General features: G+C 64.6%; 15 protein-coding genes. 5 read left to right on the plus strand and 10 right to left on the minus strand.

Features of this window, described 5'->3' with window-relative positions; all coding sequences use genetic code 11:
* Window positions 1-142: 142 nt before the first annotated feature.
* Entirely contained in the window at window positions 143-1,342 is a 1,200-nt protein-coding gene (locus ACFW0H_RS03170) for a CaiB/BaiF CoA transferase family protein (RefSeq protein WP_422912447.1), read from the plus strand.
* A gap of 195 nt (window positions 1,343-1,537) precedes the next feature.
* On the opposite strand, the gene thrC is transcribed toward ACFW0H_RS03170, so the two are convergent.
* From thrC to xerD, 4 genes are all read right to left on the minus strand, one after another.
* Window positions 1,538-2,947, minus strand: coding sequence for a threonine synthase (thrC, locus tag ACFW0H_RS03175; protein ID WP_422912448.1), 1,410 nt, complete (start codon window positions 2,945-2,947; stop codon window positions 1,538-1,540).
* Between the two features lie 93 nt (window positions 2,948-3,040).
* Window positions 3,041-4,345: a homoserine dehydrogenase gene (locus ACFW0H_RS03180; RefSeq protein WP_422912449.1), complete on the minus strand. Its 1,305-nt coding sequence runs from the start codon at window positions 4,343-4,345 to the stop codon at window positions 3,041-3,043.
* A gap of 111 nt (window positions 4,346-4,456) precedes the next feature.
* Window positions 4,457-5,185, minus strand: a complete 729-nt coding sequence (locus ACFW0H_RS03185; RefSeq protein ID WP_422912450.1) for a disulfide isomerase DsbC N-terminal domain-containing protein — start codon at window positions 5,183-5,185, stop codon at window positions 4,457-4,459.
* Window positions 5,186-5,519: 334 nt separating this feature from the next.
* A complete protein-coding gene (xerD, locus tag ACFW0H_RS03190; RefSeq protein ID WP_422912451.1) occupies window positions 5,520-6,416 on the minus strand; it encodes a site-specific tyrosine recombinase XerD in 897 nt (298 codons plus the stop codon).
* Between the two features lie 289 nt (window positions 6,417-6,705).
* On the opposite strand from xerD, the gene ACFW0H_RS03195 reads away from it, so the two are divergent.
* Together ACFW0H_RS03195 and ACFW0H_RS03200 are read left to right on the plus strand one after the other, a co-directional pair.
* The gene (locus tag ACFW0H_RS03195; protein ID WP_422912452.1) at window positions 6,706-7,341 is read left to right on the plus strand and encodes a hypothetical protein; all 636 of its coding nucleotides are present in this window, start codon (window positions 6,706-6,708) and stop codon (window positions 7,339-7,341) included.
* A 238-nt stretch (window positions 7,342-7,579) separates the two neighbouring features.
* Window positions 7,580-8,239: a glutathione S-transferase family protein gene (locus tag ACFW0H_RS03200; RefSeq protein ID WP_422912453.1), complete on the plus strand. Its 660-nt coding sequence runs from the start codon at window positions 7,580-7,582 to the stop codon at window positions 8,237-8,239.
* Window positions 8,240-8,336: 97 nt separating this feature from the next.
* Here the strand turns inward: ACFW0H_RS03200 and ACFW0H_RS03205 are convergent, their stop codons facing one another.
* From ACFW0H_RS03205 to ffh, 6 genes are all read right to left on the minus strand, one after another.
* On the minus strand, window positions 8,337-8,765 hold the full coding sequence (locus tag ACFW0H_RS03205; protein ID WP_422912454.1) for an acyl-CoA thioesterase: 429 nt from the start codon (window positions 8,763-8,765) through the stop codon (window positions 8,337-8,339).
* 171 nt (window positions 8,766-8,936) lie between these two features.
* On the minus strand, window positions 8,937-9,287 hold the full coding sequence (gene rplS / locus ACFW0H_RS03210) for a 50S ribosomal protein L19 (protein ID WP_028630298.1): 351 nt from the start codon (window positions 9,285-9,287) through the stop codon (window positions 8,937-8,939).
* Between the two features lie 44 nt (window positions 9,288-9,331).
* Window positions 9,332-10,084 carry a tRNA (guanosine(37)-N1)-methyltransferase TrmD gene (gene trmD / locus ACFW0H_RS03215; RefSeq protein WP_422912455.1) on the minus strand — a complete coding sequence of 251 codons (753 nt, stop codon included), beginning with the start codon at window positions 10,082-10,084 and terminating at the stop codon, window positions 9,332-9,334.
* A 9-nt stretch (window positions 10,085-10,093) separates the two neighbouring features.
* Window positions 10,094-10,630 carry a ribosome maturation factor RimM gene (gene rimM, locus ACFW0H_RS03220; RefSeq protein WP_422912456.1) on the minus strand — a complete coding sequence of 179 codons (537 nt, stop codon included), beginning with the start codon at window positions 10,628-10,630 and terminating at the stop codon, window positions 10,094-10,096.
* An 8-nt stretch (window positions 10,631-10,638) separates the two neighbouring features.
* Complete coding sequence (rpsP, locus tag ACFW0H_RS03225; RefSeq protein ID WP_028630295.1) at window positions 10,639-10,890, minus strand: 30S ribosomal protein S16; 252 nt, start codon at window positions 10,888-10,890, stop codon at window positions 10,639-10,641.
* Window positions 10,891-11,082: 192 nt separating this feature from the next.
* Window positions 11,083-12,456, minus strand: a complete 1,374-nt coding sequence (gene ffh / locus ACFW0H_RS03230) for a signal recognition particle protein (RefSeq protein ID WP_422912457.1) — start codon at window positions 12,454-12,456, stop codon at window positions 11,083-11,085.
* 156 nt (window positions 12,457-12,612) lie between these two features.
* On the opposite strand from ffh, the gene ACFW0H_RS03235 reads away from it, so the two are divergent.
* Together ACFW0H_RS03235 and ACFW0H_RS03240 are read left to right on the plus strand one after the other, a co-directional pair.
* The gene (locus ACFW0H_RS03235; protein WP_422912458.1) at window positions 12,613-13,413 is read left to right on the plus strand and encodes a cytochrome C assembly family protein; all 801 of its coding nucleotides are present in this window, start codon (window positions 12,613-12,615) and stop codon (window positions 13,411-13,413) included.
* A gap of 6 nt (window positions 13,414-13,419) precedes the next feature.
* The gene (locus tag ACFW0H_RS03240) at window positions 13,420-14,244 is read left to right on the plus strand and encodes a transporter associated domain-containing protein (RefSeq protein ID WP_422912459.1); all 825 of its coding nucleotides are present in this window, start codon (window positions 13,420-13,422) and stop codon (window positions 14,242-14,244) included.
* Window positions 14,245-14,395: the final 151 nt, after the last annotated feature.

The following is a 14,395-nucleotide window of genomic DNA, read 5'->3' on the forward strand; positions in this document are numbered from 1 at the left end:
GCATGGTGGTTCGCGCGCGTGATCGAAGGTCCTGCAAGCACTTTAAGTCGGCCTTGAAGGGGGCGCCAGCGGCAATCCGGACTGTTCGCAGCGGACCCCACGGAGTAGAGTCGCCGCCATCGTCCGGCCCATGGAAAACCCGATGAACGCTCTTGCCAAACCCCTCGCCGGCCTCAAGGTGATCGAACTCGGCACCCTGATCGCCGGGCCCTTCGCCTCCCGCCTGTGCGCCGAATTCGGCGCGGAAGTGATCAAGATCGAATCCCCCGACGGCGGCGACCCGCTGCGCAAGTGGCGCAAGCTCTACGAGGGCACCTCGCTCTGGTGGTTCGTGCAGGCGCGCAACAAGAAGTCGCTGACGCTGAACCTCAAGCACCCCGAGGGCCGCGAGATCCTCAAGAAGCTGCTGGCCGAGGCGGACATCCTGATCGAGAACTTCCGCCCCGGTGTGCTGGAGAAGCTGGGCCTGGGCTGGGACGTGATCCACGCGCTGAACCCGAAGCTGGTGATGGTGCGCCTCTCCGGTTTCGGCCAGAGCGGCCCCTACAAGGACCAGCCGGGCTTCGGCGCGGTAGGCGAGTCCATGGGCGGGCTGCGCTACATCACCGGCTTCGAGGACCGTCCGCCGGTGCGCACCGGCATTTCCATCGGCGACTCCATCGCTGCCCTCTGGGGTGTGATCGGCGCGCTGATGGCGCTACGCCACCGGGAAGTGAACGGCGGCCAGGGCCAGGTGGTGGATGTGGCGCTCTACGAGGCCGTGTTCGCCATGATGGAAAGCATGGTCCCGGAGTTCGATGTGTTCGGTTTCATCCGCGAACGCAGCGGCAACATCATGCCGGGCATCACCCCCTCCTCCATCCACACCGCCGCCGATGGCCGCCATGTGCAGATCGGCGCCAATGGCGACGCCATCTTCAAGCGATTCATGCAGGCCATCGGCCGCGATGACCTGGCCAATGACCCGTCGCTCGCCAGCAATGACGGCCGCGACGCCCGCCGGGACGAGCTCTACGGGGTGATCGACCGCTGGGTGGGCTCGCTGCCGCTGGAGGAGGTGCTGACGGTGCTGAACCGCGCCGAAGTGCCGGCCAGCCGCATCTTCTCCGCCGAAGACATGTTCAATGACCCGCAATTCCTCGCCCGGGAGATGTTCCTCTCGGCCAAGCTGCCGGACGGCAAGCCCTTCAAGATGCCGGGCATAGTGCCCAAGCTGTCCGACACCCCCGGCTCCAGCGAGTGGATCGGCCCGGAGTTGGGCGAGCACAACGCCGAAGTGCTGGGCGGGCTGGGCTACAGCGCCGAGCAGGTGGCGGCGCTGAAGGGGGATGGGGCGATTTGAGGGCGAACGGGGCGGCTTTTCTGTAGGGGCGAATTCATTCGCCAAGCAGGCCGCAGGTCTGCCCCGCGAGGCCGAACGGGGATGCTGCGCATCCCTTGGCGAATGAATTCGCCCCTACAAGCTTCGCGATCAATCGCCAGAAGCAAAAAGGCCGGCCCCTTTCGGGAGCCGGCCTTCTCGTTTCTGGCGCCTGGCTTACAGCGGCTTGCCGCGGTTGCCATGCTGGCTGACGAAGGCCTGGATCTGCTTCAGGTCGTTCGGCAGCACGGTGCAGCGTTCCTGGCGCTGGAACAGGTCGGTCAGATGCGCCGGCAGTGCCGGGGCCTGGCCGACGCCGGCCTTCTCCACCGCCTCGGGGAACTTGACCGGGTGGGCGGTGCCGAGGGTGACCATCGGCGTGGCGAGGCTGCGACGGCACTCGCGGGCGGCGCGCACGCCGATGGCGGTGTGCGGGTCCAGCAGCTCACCGCAGTCCTTGAAGACGTCGGCGATGGTTTCGCAGGTGGCTTCATCGTCGACGGCCAGGGAGTCGAACAGCTTGCGCGCTTCGGTCCAGCGGTCTTCCTCGACGCTGAAGCCGCCGCCCTGCTTGAAGGTGTCCATCAGGTTGGCGATGGCGGCACCGTTACGGCCGTGCAGGTCGAACAGCAGGCGCTCGAAGTTCGAGGAAACCATGATGTCCATGGACGGCGACAGGGTCGGGTGCAGGGTGTCCTTGACGTACTGGTTGCCGCTCATGAAGCGGTGCAGGATGTCGTTGCGGTTGGTGGCGACGATCAGCTGGCTGATCGGCAGGCCCATGTTGCGCGCCAGGTAGCCGGCGAAGATGTCGCCGAAGTTGCCGGTGGGCACCGAGAAGGCCACGGAACGCGCCGGACCACCGAGCTGGATGGCCGCGTGGAAGTAGTAGACGATCTGGGCCATGATCCGCGCCCAGTTGATGGAGTTGACCGCCACCAGACGGGTGCCCTTGAGGAAGCCCTGGTCGGCGAAGCTGGCCTTGACCATCTCCTGGCAGTCGTCGAAGTTGCCCTCGACGGCGATGTTGTGGATGTTGTCGCCGAGGATGGTGGTCATCTGGCGGCGCTGCACTTCGGACACGCGGTTGTGCGGGTGCAGGATGAAGATGTCGACGTTCTCGCAGCGACGGCAGCCTTCGATGGCGGCCGAGCCGGTATCGCCGGAGGTGGCGCCCATGATCACCACGCGCTCGCCGCGCTTGACCAGCACGTGGTCGAGCAGGCGGCCGAGCAGCTGCAGGGCGAAGTCCTTGAAGGCCAGGGTCGGGCCGTGGAACAGCTCAAGCACCCATTCGTTGCCGTTCAGCTGGCGCAGCGGCGCCACGGCGTTATGGGCGAAGGCGCCGTAGGTTTCCTCGAGGATCTTCTTGAAGTCGGCATCGCTGATGCTGCCGGTGACGAAGGGGCGCATCACGCGGAAGGCCAGCTCGTGGTACGGCAGGCCGGCCCAGGAGGCGATCTCTTCCTGGGTGAAGCGCGGCAGGTTTTCCGGGACGTAGAGGCCGCCGTCGCTGGCCAGGCCCGCCAGCAGCACGTCTTCGAAGTTCAGGGCCGGAGCCTGGCCGCGGGTACTGATATAACGCATAGGTACAAACCTTCGGTTTGAGCTTCAAGCCTCAAGCTTCAAGCTGCAAGCGACGGGGACTTGCAGCTTGTGGCTTGCGGCTTGCGGCTGCGATTAATTGAGTTGTTCCACGCGAATGCGGACTACGTTGCCCACCACGTCTTCCAGAGCTTCCAGCGCGGCGATGGCGTCGTTGACGCGCGCCTCGACGACCCGGTGGGTAACCAGGATCATCGGCACCAGGCCGTCCTGCTCTTCGACTTCCTTCTGCATGATGGATTCGATGTTGATGCCGCGCTCCGACAGGATGGTCGCGACCTGCGCCAGCACGCCCGGATGATCCTTGGCCTGGATACGCAGGTAGTACGCGCTCTCGCAGGCTTCGATCGGCAGGATCGGGTGGTCGGACAGGGAATCCGGCTGGAAGGCCAGGTGCGGCACGTGGTTTTCCGGGTCGGTGGTCAGGGCGCGGACCACGTCCACCACGTCGGCGACCACGGCGGAAGCAGTGGCTTCCATGCCGGCGCCGGCGCCGTAGTAGAGGGTGCTGCCGGCGGCGTCGCCGTTGACCATCACCGCGTTCATCACGCCGTTGACGTTGGCGATCAGGCGATCGGCCGGAATCAGGGTCGGGTGCACGCGCAGTTCGAAGCCGCTGTCGGTGCGGCGCGCCACACCCAGGTGCTTGATGCGGTAGCCCAGGGCTTCGGCGTAATTGACGTCGGCGCTGGTCAGCTTCGAGATGCCCTCGGTGTAGGCCTTGTCGAATTGCAGCGGGATGCCGAAGGCGATGGACGCCAGGATGGTCAGCTTGTGGGCGGCGTCGATGCCTTCGACGTCGAAGGTCGGATCGGCTTCGGCATAGCCCAGGGCCTGGGCTTCCTTCAGTACGTCCTCGAAGGCACGGCCTTTCTCACGCATTTCGGTGAGGATGAAGTTGCCGGTGCCGTTGATGATGCCGGCCAGCCAGTTGATGCGGTTGGCCGAGAGGCCCTCGCGGATCGCCTTGATCACCGGGATGCCACCGGCGACGGCCGCCTCGAAGGCGACCATGACGCCCTTCTCGCGGGCCTTGGCGAAGATCTCGTTGCCGTGCACGGCGATCAGCGCCTTGTTGGCGGTGACCACGTGCTTGCCATTCTCGATGGCCTTGAGCACCAGTTCGCGGGCCTGGGTGTAGCCACCGATCAGCTCGATGACGATGTCGATTTCCGGGTTGTTGGCCACGTCGAAGATGTCGGCGGTGATGGGGGTAGCGCCGGTTTCACACTTCGGGTTGGGGCGACGAGCGGCAATCTGGGCAACTTCGATTCCACGCCCGGCACGGCGGGCAATCTCCTCGGCGTTGCGTTTGAGTACGTTGAAGGTGCCGCCACCGACGGTCCCCAGACCACAGATGCCTACTTTTACCGGCTTCACGCTGAACTCCCCATCATCACTGCGAAAACGGCCGGGGTGAGTCCCGGCCGAGGAAAAGAGCCGCACTTTACGAAGCGGCTGAATATTGGTCAATCAAGGCGGACACCCGGATTACTTGGCCTCCAGCGCCAATTTGGCCAGCTGCGGTGCCGGCTGGTAACCCGGGATCAGTTGGCCATTGCCGAGGACGATGGCCGGCGTGCCATTGACGCCGATCAGCTGGCCCAGCTCGAACTGCTTGGCCACCGGGTTGTCGCACTGGGCCGGCGGCAGTTCCTCGCGGGACTTGGCCTTGTTCATGGCCGCCTGGCGGTCCTTGGCGCACCAGACGCTGACCAGGCTGTTGTAGCCGTGGCTGCCGATACCCTGGCGCGGGAAGGCGACGTAGCGCACCTCGATGCCACGGCGGTTCAGCTCGGGCACTTCGCTGTGCAGCTTCTGGCAGTAGCCGCAGTCGGTATCGGTGAATACGGTGATATGGGCCTTGGCCGGCTCCTTGGGCGAGAACACCACCATGTCCTTCGTGGGAATGGCGTTGATCTCCTTGGCGATGGAACGGCTCTCGGCCTGCTCAGTGAGGTTCACCGGCTTGCCATCCTTCACCTGGTAGAGGTAGCCCTGCATCAGGAACTGGCCATCGGCGCTGGTGTAGAGCATGCGGCCGCCCTTGAGCTGCACCTGGTAGACACCGTTCATCGGGCTTTCGCCGATGGATTCGATGGGCAGGCCGAGCTGCAGGGCGTCGAGGGTCTTGCGGATGGCCTGGTCCGGATCGTCGGCGAGGCTGATGGTGCTGGCGAGGCCGAGGGCCAGGCCGGCAATGAGACGAGTCACGCGCATGAGTACTCCTGTCGAGCGGCGGACGTACGGAAACTGTTCAAGCCTACCACAGAAGCCTCCGCACGCAGTCGTCGGATGCCCGACGGATACGCCGGGGCGATGCGCTGTGAAAGCCCGCCATTTCGCGTACGTCCCTGTCGCGACTCCTTGCAGGGATCGCCCCCGGCCCGGTCATCCATGGCCGGTCGTTCGCCGGGGCGACGCTGTGCAGGGATATGGTCCGGTGTAGACATCCCTGTCGAGACTCCATCGCCAGGCGCAGCCCCGGCCCGGCCATCCATGGCCGGTCGTTCGCCGGGGCGACGCATGCGTCGCCTTTTCCGGCTCACCCGGCTCACCCCCTGGGGTGATGGCGGGCGTGCAGTTCCTGCAGGCGGGCGCGGGCGATATGGGTGTAGATCTGGGTAGTGGAGAGGTCGCTGTGACCGAGCAGCATCTGCACCACCCGCAGGTCGGCGCCGTGGTTGAGCAGGTGGGTGGCGAAGGCGTGGCGCAGGGTGTGGGGCGACAGTGACTTGCTGATGCCGGCTACCTGGGCCTGGTGCTTGATGCGATGCCAGAAGGTCTGGCGGGTCATCTGCTCGCCCCGCAGGCTGGGGAAGAGCACGTCGCTGGGCTTGCCGTCGAGCAGGAAGGGTCGTGCTTCGCGCTGGTATCGCTCGAGCCAGGCGATGGCTTCCTCGCCCAGGGGCACCAGGCGCTCCTTGCTGCCCTTGCCGAAGACCTTGAGGACGCCCTGGCGCAGGTTGACCTGTTCCAGCGTCAGGCTCACCAGTTCGGTGACCCTCAGGCCGCAGGCATAGAGCACTTCGAGCATGGCGCGGTCGCGCAGGCCGATGGGGTCGTCCAGGTCGGGCGCTTCCAGCAGCGCCTCCACGTCCACCTCGGACAGCGACTTGGGCAGGGGCCGTCCCAGCTGCGGCAGTTCGACCTGCAGGGTCGGATCTTCGACGATCAGCTCCTCCCGCAGCAGGAAACGGTAGAAGCCGCGCAGGCCGGACAGGAAACGCGCAGTGGAACGGGCCTTGTAGCCCTGCTCCAGACGCCAGGCGAGATGGTCGAGGATCAGGTCGCGCCCGGCCTTGTCCAGGGCAAGGCCGCGCTCATCGAGCCAGCCATTGAAGTGCGCGAGGTCGCTGCGGTAGGCCGAACGGGTGTGCTCGGAAAGGCCTTTCTCCAACCAGAGGGCGTCGAGGAAGCGGTCGACAAGGGGGTGGTCCAGCGCGGGCATGAGGGACTGCTTTTCAGTGACAAGCCGCTAGTGTTCCACAGCGCCCACCCCATTTCATCCCGGAGGCGGCCGAGCCTCCGCCCCGGAAGCGATTCGCCCCCGTACCGGCAGCGGACCGGCCGCTGGCGCGCCCGATCGAAATCGACGTGCAACCTGGTGTTACCGCCGATCACTTCCTGGCCGCATCACACTGACAGGCGGCGGTGCCAACCTATCCTTGGTTGGGTGACAGGATCGGACTGGCCGCGGATGATTTCATCTTGCTATCACCCACCGCCGGTACCAGACCATGGCCAATCAACTGAACTCCCGCCTGGGTCAGATCCTCATCAGCAAGGGCCTGATAACCCCCCGGCAGCTGGATGCCGCGATCGAGATGCAGCTCACCAACAAGATGCGGCTGGGTGAAGTACTGATAGCGCAAGGCCTGCTGACCCAGAAGCAACTGACCAAGGCCCTGAAGAAACAGAACAACCTGCGTCTGGCGGCGACGCTCGTGGCCGCGTTGATGAGCGCGTTCCAGATGGCCAGCGCCGATATCCAGCGCCTGCAACCGCTGACCGACGTGGAAATGAGCAATGTCAGCGCCCAGGGGCTGGATGAGGTGCTGCAGGGCCTGTTCCTGCAGGCGGAAAACGGCGAAGGCCCTGGGGCGCTCAAGCAATTGGCGAAGCTGGTGATGCCGGTGCTGGACAGGCTGGACGCCGAGACGTCGATGACGGACGTGGTCTACGCCACTGAGCGAATGGCCTCGGTGGTCAACCCGGACGGTTCGGTGAACCTGCACCTCCCCAGTTCCATCGGCGAGTTGCGCTTCGAGAACATCCGCGTCGCCGGCGCGCCCCAAGGCCAGAGCTTTGGCAGTCTCACGCTGAATAATATCGACCTGTCCCGGGCCTCCCTGAAGATCAGCCTGCACCGCTGATTCATGTCCTGCGCCGGAAAAAGGGCGCCACCAATGGACGCCAGCCTCCCTGAGAGCGGCACGAGGCACCTCGCGGCAGCCCCGGGATACGCATCCGTTGCGCAATGGTCGCTATTGTTGGAAAGGCGCCTTGGCAAGCGAACACCTGTCGATTTCGCCTCGCCGCAATCGACCAGTTGGCGAATCCGCCTTTCATGGCCGCAACGCCACGGCCTGCATACCGCAACAGGAGTCGACCATGTCCCTGCAACTCTTCGCCCACCCCTTCTCTTCCTACTGCCAGAAGGTGCTGATCGCGCTTTACGAGAACGACATTCCTTTCGAGTTTCGCCTGCTGTCGCCAGAGGAAGCGGCCAATGGCGCGGAGTTCCAGCGCCTGTCGCCCACTGGGAAGATGCCGCTGCTGCTGGATGGCGAGCGACCGGTGCTGGAGTCGAGCATCATCATCGAATACCTGCAGCAGCACCATGCAGGGCCGGTGAAGCTGATCCCCGAGGCAGCGGAAGCGGCGCTGGAAGTGCGGATGCTGGATCGCTGCTTCGATCTGTACGTGATGACGCCGGTGCAGAAGGCCGTGGGCGACAGGCTACGCCCGCAGGAGCGGCGTGATGCCTTCGGTGTCGAGGAGGCGCACGCCCTGCTGGAACGCGGCTATGCCTGGCTGAACGAACGGCTCGCGGGACGTACCTGGGCGGCGGGGGACAGCTTCAGCCTGGCGGACTGCGCCGCCGCGCCGTCGCTGTTCTATGCCGACTGGGTGAAGCCCATCGATACCACCTACGGCCACCTGCGGGCCTATCGGCAACGCCTGCTGGAGCGTCCGTCCTTCGCCCGCGCAGTGGAAGAAGCGCGGCCGTATCGGCCGCTGTTCCCGCTGGGAGCCCCGGATCGCGATTGAACCGGCATCGCGTGTCCGGGAACGCCGGGACAATGCGGATGACTGCCGAGCTGTCCGGGGCGGAAACGAACAAGGCACCCACTGGGTGCCTTTTCATTCATGCAGCGCTGGCGGCCTGGGGAAAATCCGGCAGGACCTGTACCGGCCGCTTGTCCTCGTCTATGGCGACGAAGCTGAACAGGCCGCTGATGGCCTTCTCGCGGGTGGCGCGGTACATGTCCTCGACGAACACCTCGACCTCCACCTTGAGGCTGGTGTTGCCCACCTTCACCACGCGCCCCACCAGTTCGACGATGGAACCGGCGGGAATCGGGTGCTTGAAGTCGATGCGGTCGCTGGAGACGGTCACCAGCGGCAGGCGGCAGAAGCGCGTGGCGGTGATGAAGGACACCTCGTCCATCCAGGCCAGGGCGGTGCCACCGAACAGGGTGTTGTGATGGTTGGTGCTGGGCGGGAATACCGCCTTGGTCACCCGGCTCTCGGACAACTCGGTCCGGCGGGCGATTTCTTGCTCTCTCGGGGTCATGCCACTACTACCTGAAGAAAAACCATGTGGCTGCCACGGGTGCGGCGACTCTTGTGATTCTTGTGCGCTGCCGGATCGGGCAGGAACGGGGAGCGGATTATCCTCCGCTCGCGGACAAGAAAAAACCCGCCGAGGCGAACCTGGGCGGGTTTTTCGGGAAAGCTGTGGCGATTAGGCCAGCTTCTCCTTGATACGAGCTGCCTTGCCGGACAGGTCGCGGAGGTAGTACAGCTTGGCCTTGCGCACGTCGCCGCGGCGCTTGACGCTCAGGCTGTCGACCAGCGGGGAGTAAGTCTGGAAGGTACGCTCAACGCCAACGCCGTTGGAGATCTTGCGTACGGTGAAAGCGCTGTTCAGGCCGCGGTTACGCTTGGCGATGACCACACCTTCAAAGGCCTGCAGACGGGAACGGTCGCCTTCCTTCACTTTCACTTGAACGATTACGGTGTCGCCCGGGGCGAACGCCGGAATCTCTTTGTTCATTTGTTCAGCTTCGAGTTGCTGAATGATCTTGTTGGTCATCGCTATGCTCCTAAGACAGGCCTTCTGGGCGTGCCATCGATACGTTAACTATCGTTCCGCTGGCGGATGTATTCCTCCAGCAGCTTTTTCTCTTCTCCAGAAAGCGAGCGGCAATCCAGAAGATCGGCCCGACGTTCCCAGGTGCGCCCAAGCGCCTGCTGCAAACGCCATCGCCGGATGTGTTCGTGGTTGCCGCTGAGCAGCACCTCAGGAACACGCTTGCCTGCATACAGCTCCGGACGGGTGTAGTGCGGGCAATCGAGCAGGCCATCCGTAAAGGAGTCCTCCTCGGCGGAGTCCGCGTGGCCCAGCGCGCCGGGCAGCAACCGCGTCACCGCATCGATCAGCACCATGGCCGGCAGCTCACCGCCGGACAGGACGTAGTCGCCGATCGACCATTCCTCGTCGACGTGCTCCTCGATGAAGCGTTCGTCGATGCCTTCATAGCGCCCGGCGATGAGGATCAACGCTTCCTCGTTCGCCAGCTCACGCACGGCCGCCTGCTTCAGCTGGCGCCCCTGCGGCGAGAGGTAGATCACCTTCGCCTTCTCCCCCGTCGCTGCCTTGGCTGCCGCCAGGGCCCGCTCCAGGGGCTGGACCTTCATCACCATGCCAGGGCCGCCGCCGAAGGGCCGGTCGTCCACCGTCTGGTGGCGGTCCTCGGTGAAGCTCCGCGGATTCCAGCAGTTGAGCCTGAGCAGCCCCTGCTTCACCGCACGGCTGGTGATGCCGTACTCGCTGATGGCGGCGAACATCTCGGGAAAGATGCTGATGACTTCGACCTGCATGCTTTTCATGTCAGGCCCTCAGAAATCAACGTCCCATTCCACCCGCATCTCGCCGGCGTCCAGGTCGATCGACCGTACGCACTGCTCCGTGTAGGGCAGCAGGCGTTCGCGATCGTCGAGGCTGCCAGCGCAGGGCTTGACCACCATCACGTCGTTGGCGCCGGTCTCCAGGAGGTGATCGATACGGCCGAGCAGTTGCTCGTCCTGGTTGATCACGTTGAGACCTTCCAACTGGTGCCAGTAGAACTCGTCTTCGTCGAGCTCCGGCAGTTCGCTGGCGGGGACGCAGATTTCGAAACCTGCATAGGTCCGCGCGATCTCGCGATCGACCAACCCCTTCAGCTTCACCACCAGGAACTTGCCGTGCACGCGTCCGCTGGCGACTTCGACCTGCATTACCTCGTTGTCACGCTTGAGCGTCCAACGGCGGTAATCGAGCACGTTATCCAGCGGATCGGTGAAGGAGTAGACCTTCACCTCGCCACGTACGCCATGCACCGAGAAAATCTTGCCGAGAACGATGAATTCATCGGCGGGGGCCGGCGTCGTGCTCATAAAATTGCTTAGGCAGCAGCCTTGGCAGCTTCCTTCAGCAGCTGAGCAACGCGCTCAGACGGCTGGGCGCCCTGGCTCAGCCAGTAGCTGACGCGCTCCTGGTTCACGGACAGCTTGACTTCCGCGCCAGTGGCGACCGGATTGAAGAAACCGATGCGCTCTACGAAGCGACCGTCGCGCGCGTTGCGGCTGTTGGTCACGGTCAGGTGGTAGAAGGGGCGCTTCTTGGAGCCGCCACGGGCAAGACGGATGGTTACCATTGAACTTCGTTCCTATAGTCGGTGCTTTTCAAGCATGGGCCATGGGCCCGAAAGGCCGCATATTCTAAGGATTATCCGGCCGATTGCAAATCTCTTTTAGGGGCCACCTGTCGGTGGCAGCTGCAAGCCGCAAGTTTCAAGCTGCGAGGGACTCAACGTGCAGCTTGCGGCTTGTCGCTTGCAGCTCTTCTTTCACATTTTCGGCATGCCGCCGGGGAACATGCTGCCCATGCCGCGCATCATCTTGGCCATGCCGCCCTTGGCGGTGACCTTCTTCATCATCTTCTGCATCTGCTTGTGCTGCTTGATGAGGCGTCCGACATCCTGCACCTGGGTGCCGGAGCCCAGGGCAATGCGGCGCTTGCGCGAACCGCTGATCATTTCCGGGTCGCGGCGTTCGGCGGGGGTCATGGAGTTGATGATCGCCTCCATTTGCTTGAACTGCTTCTCCGCCGCGTTCTGCGCGTTGCCCATCTGCGACAGGTTGACGCCACCAAGCATCGGCAGCTTGTCCATCAGGCTGCCAAGGCCGCCCATGTTCTTCATCTGTTGCAGCTGGTCGCGGAAGTCTTCGAGATCGAAGCCCTTGCCCTTCTTGATCTTCTTGGCGAGCTTCTCGGCCTTCTCGCGGTCCATGTTCTGCTCGGCCTGCTCGATCAGGCTGAGCACGTCACCCATGCCGAGGATGCGCGAAGCGACGCGGTCCGGGTGGAAGGGATCGAGGGCTTCGGTCTTCTCGCCCATGCCGAGGAACTTGATCGGCTTGCCGGTGATGGCGCGCACCGAAAGGGCGGCACCGCCACGGGCGTCGCCGTCGACCTTGGTCAGCACCACGCCGGTCAGCGGCAGGGCGTCATTGAAGGCCTTGGCGGTATTGGCGGCGTCCTGGCCGGTCATGGCGTCGACGACGAACAGGGTCTCCACCGGCTTGATCGCCGCGTGGACCTGCTTGATCTCGTCCATCATCTCGGCGTCGACGTGCAGGCGACCGGCGGTGTCGACGATGACCACGTCGATGAACTTGAGCTTGGCCTCGCGAATCGCCGCCTGGGCGATGTCCACCGGCTTCTGGCTGGTATCGGAGGGGAAGAAGGTGACGCCGATGTCGCTCGCCAGGGTTTCCAGCTGCTTGATCGCCGCCGGGCGGTAGACGTCCGCGGAGACCACCAGCACCGACTTCTTCTTGCGCTCCTTGAGGAAGCGCGACAGCTTGCCCACGGTGGTGGTCTTGCCCGCACCCTGCAGGCCGGCCATCAGGATCACCGCCGGCGGTGCGGCGTTCAGCGCCAGGTCCTCGTTGGCGGCGCCCATCAGCTCCACCAGCTCGGCCTGGACGATCTTCACGAAGGCCTGGCCGGGGGTCAGGCTCTTGGAAACCTCGGTACCGACCGCACGGTCCTTGATCTTGTTGACGAAGTCCTTCACCACCGGCAGGGCGACGTCGGCCTCGAGCAGGGCCATGCGCACTTCACGCAGGGTGTCCTTGATGTTGTCCTCGGTCAGCTTCGCCTTGCCGGTGACATGGCGCAGCGTCTGCGAGAGGCGGTCGGTTAGGTTTTCAAACATGCGCGTTCCTTTCGGGCTCTCGTGGGCCCAGGCTGAGCTTGCTGCAGGCGGCGGAGTATAACCAAGTGTCGGCGTCGCCGACACCGCCAGCGGTCTTTCACCGGCAGGGCATGTATGCCACACTCACTGCCTTTCGGGCTTGCCTTACAAGGACTTATGCACCCTCTGCTGCCCAGCCTCCTGGCTGCATTCCTCTATGCGGGCACCACTGGTTACCAGGGCCTTCGCCTCGGCCAGCGCACCACGCCGGACAAGCGCCTGCTGATCCTCGGCAGCGGCCTGGCCCTGCTCGCCCATTGCACCGCACTCTTCCTCCAGTTGCTGACCCCCGCCGGGCTCTACCTGGACTTCTTCAACGCCGCCAGCCTGATCGCCGCCGCGGTGATCCTGCTGACCATCGTGGCCATCGCGCGGATTCCGATCGAGAACCTGCTGCTCCTGCTGCTGCCCCTCGGCGCCCTGACGGTGCTGGCCGCCGCCCTGGTACCGGGCGGCACCGTCCAGGCCATCAACGAAGGACCGGGCATCCTGGCGCACATCCTGCTGTCGATCCTGGCCTATGGCCTGTTGACCATGGCGGTGTTCCAGGCCCTGCTGCTGCTGCTGCAGGACCACCAACTCAAGCACAAGCACCCCTCCGGGCTGATCAAGAACTTCCCGGCGCTGCAGACCATGGAAAGCCTGTTGTTCGGCTTCCTGTGGGCCGGCTGGGGCCTGCTGTCGCTGTCGCTGCTGTCAGGTTTGGTATTCGTCGACAACCTGTTCGCCCAGCATCTGGCGCACAAGACCATCCTTTCCTGCATCGCCTGGGTGGTGTTCGGCGTGCTGCTCTGGGGCCGCCACCACCTCGGTTGGCGCGGGCACAAGGCCATCCGCTGGACCCTGGTGGGCTTCTGCCTGCTGATGCTGGCGTACTTCGGCAGCAAGCTGGTCCGCGAATTCATCCTCCACGTCTGACCGCCCATGCACGGACTGCTCGCTGGCCTGCTCCTCGGAATCACGCTCTCCCTGGTTGCCGGGGCGGTAGTCGCCTGGCTGGCGAGTCGACGCCGCCACGGCGTGGAAATCCAGCCGCAATCCCGCCTGCCGGTGGCCGTGACCGATGCGCTGCAGCGGGTCACCATCAGCTCCATCATGATCCCCCGCAGCGAAATCCAGGGTATCGACCTGGACGCCACGCCCGATGAACTCCTCACCCAGCTGAAGGACGCCACCCATACGCGCCTGCCGCTCTACCGCGAGGACATCAACCAGATCGAGGGCATCCTCCACCTGCGCCAGGTGCCGCGCCTGCTCGCCGAAGGCCCGCCCAGCGCCGAAGCCCTGCTGGTCGCCAGCCGGGAAACCTACTTCGTGCCGGAAAGCACGCCATTGCTGACCCAGCTGGTGAACTTCCAGAAGCAGAAGCGCCGCCTCGGCATCGTGGTCGACGAATACGGCGACGTGGTGGGCCTGGTCAGCCTCGAGGATATTTTCCAGGAACTGGTGGGCGAGTTCGGCAGCCTGGAAGACTTCGCCCCCAACCCCGGCATCCAGTCCCGCGACGACGGCCGCTACGAGCTGGACGGTTCCCTGCACCTGCGAGAACTGAACCGGGTGCTGGGCTGGCACCTGCCCTGCGACGGCCCGAAGACCCTCAACGGCCTGATCACCGAGGCCCTGGAACAGATTCCCGACTGCAGCGTTTGCCTGAAAGTCGGCCCCTACCGCCTGGAAATCCTCCAGTCCGGCGAGAACCGCGTGCAGCGCGTGCTCGCCTGGCGTGCTGGCCTTACGCCAAGCGCCTAGGCCCTTCCCGGTGACCGCCTGCAAGCTGGGTCGATAGGGTCGGCAGCGGTGCTTTGCCTGAAGGAGCCCTGCAGCCTCACGCGCTGAGGTCGAGCACCAGGCCCTCTGTCTCACGGGGCGGCGGGACCACGGCAGCGAACCAGTCCGCCAG

The organism is Metapseudomonas cellulosilytica, from assembly GCF_049334135.1.
Lineage (GTDB): Bacteria > Pseudomonadota > Gammaproteobacteria > Pseudomonadales > Pseudomonadaceae > Metapseudomonas.

What these genes read in the sequence shown, in the direction of transcription:
- ACFW0H_RS03170 (WP_422912447.1), top strand. Translation starts at nt 143, where the DNA reads ATGAACGCTCTTGCCAAACCCCTCGCCGGCCTCAAGGTGATCGAACTC.
- thrC (WP_422912448.1), bottom strand. Translation starts at nt 2,947, where the DNA reads ATGCGTTATATCAGTACCCGCGGCCAGGCTCCGGCCCTGAACTTCGAA.
- ACFW0H_RS03185 (WP_422912450.1), bottom strand. Translation starts at nt 5,185, where the DNA reads ATGCGCGTGACTCGTCTCATTGCCGGCCTGGCCCTCGGCCTCGCCAGC.
- xerD (WP_422912451.1), bottom strand. Translation starts at nt 6,416, where the DNA reads ATGCCCGCGCTGGACCACCCCCTTGTCGACCGCTTCCTCGACGCCCTC.
- ACFW0H_RS03195 (WP_422912452.1), top strand. Translation starts at nt 6,706, where the DNA reads ATGGCCAATCAACTGAACTCCCGCCTGGGTCAGATCCTCATCAGCAAG.
- ACFW0H_RS03200 (WP_422912453.1), top strand. Translation starts at nt 7,580, where the DNA reads ATGTCCCTGCAACTCTTCGCCCACCCCTTCTCTTCCTACTGCCAGAAG.
- ACFW0H_RS03205 (WP_422912454.1), bottom strand. Translation starts at nt 8,765, where the DNA reads ATGACCCCGAGAGAGCAAGAAATCGCCCGCCGGACCGAGTTGTCCGAG.
- rplS (WP_028630298.1), bottom strand. Translation starts at nt 9,287, where the DNA reads ATGACCAACAAGATCATTCAGCAACTCGAAGCTGAACAAATGAACAAA.
- trmD (WP_422912455.1), bottom strand. Translation starts at nt 10,084, where the DNA reads ATGAAAAGCATGCAGGTCGAAGTCATCAGCATCTTTCCCGAGATGTTC.
- rimM (WP_422912456.1), bottom strand. Translation starts at nt 10,630, where the DNA reads ATGAGCACGACGCCGGCCCCCGCCGATGAATTCATCGTTCTCGGCAAG.
- rpsP (WP_028630295.1), bottom strand. Translation starts at nt 10,890, where the DNA reads ATGGTAACCATCCGTCTTGCCCGTGGCGGCTCCAAGAAGCGCCCCTTC.
- ffh (WP_422912457.1), bottom strand. Translation starts at nt 12,456, where the DNA reads ATGTTTGAAAACCTAACCGACCGCCTCTCGCAGACGCTGCGCCATGTC.
- ACFW0H_RS03235 (WP_422912458.1), top strand. Translation starts at nt 12,613, where the DNA reads ATGCACCCTCTGCTGCCCAGCCTCCTGGCTGCATTCCTCTATGCGGGC.
- ACFW0H_RS03240 (WP_422912459.1), top strand. Translation starts at nt 13,420, where the DNA reads ATGCACGGACTGCTCGCTGGCCTGCTCCTCGGAATCACGCTCTCCCTG.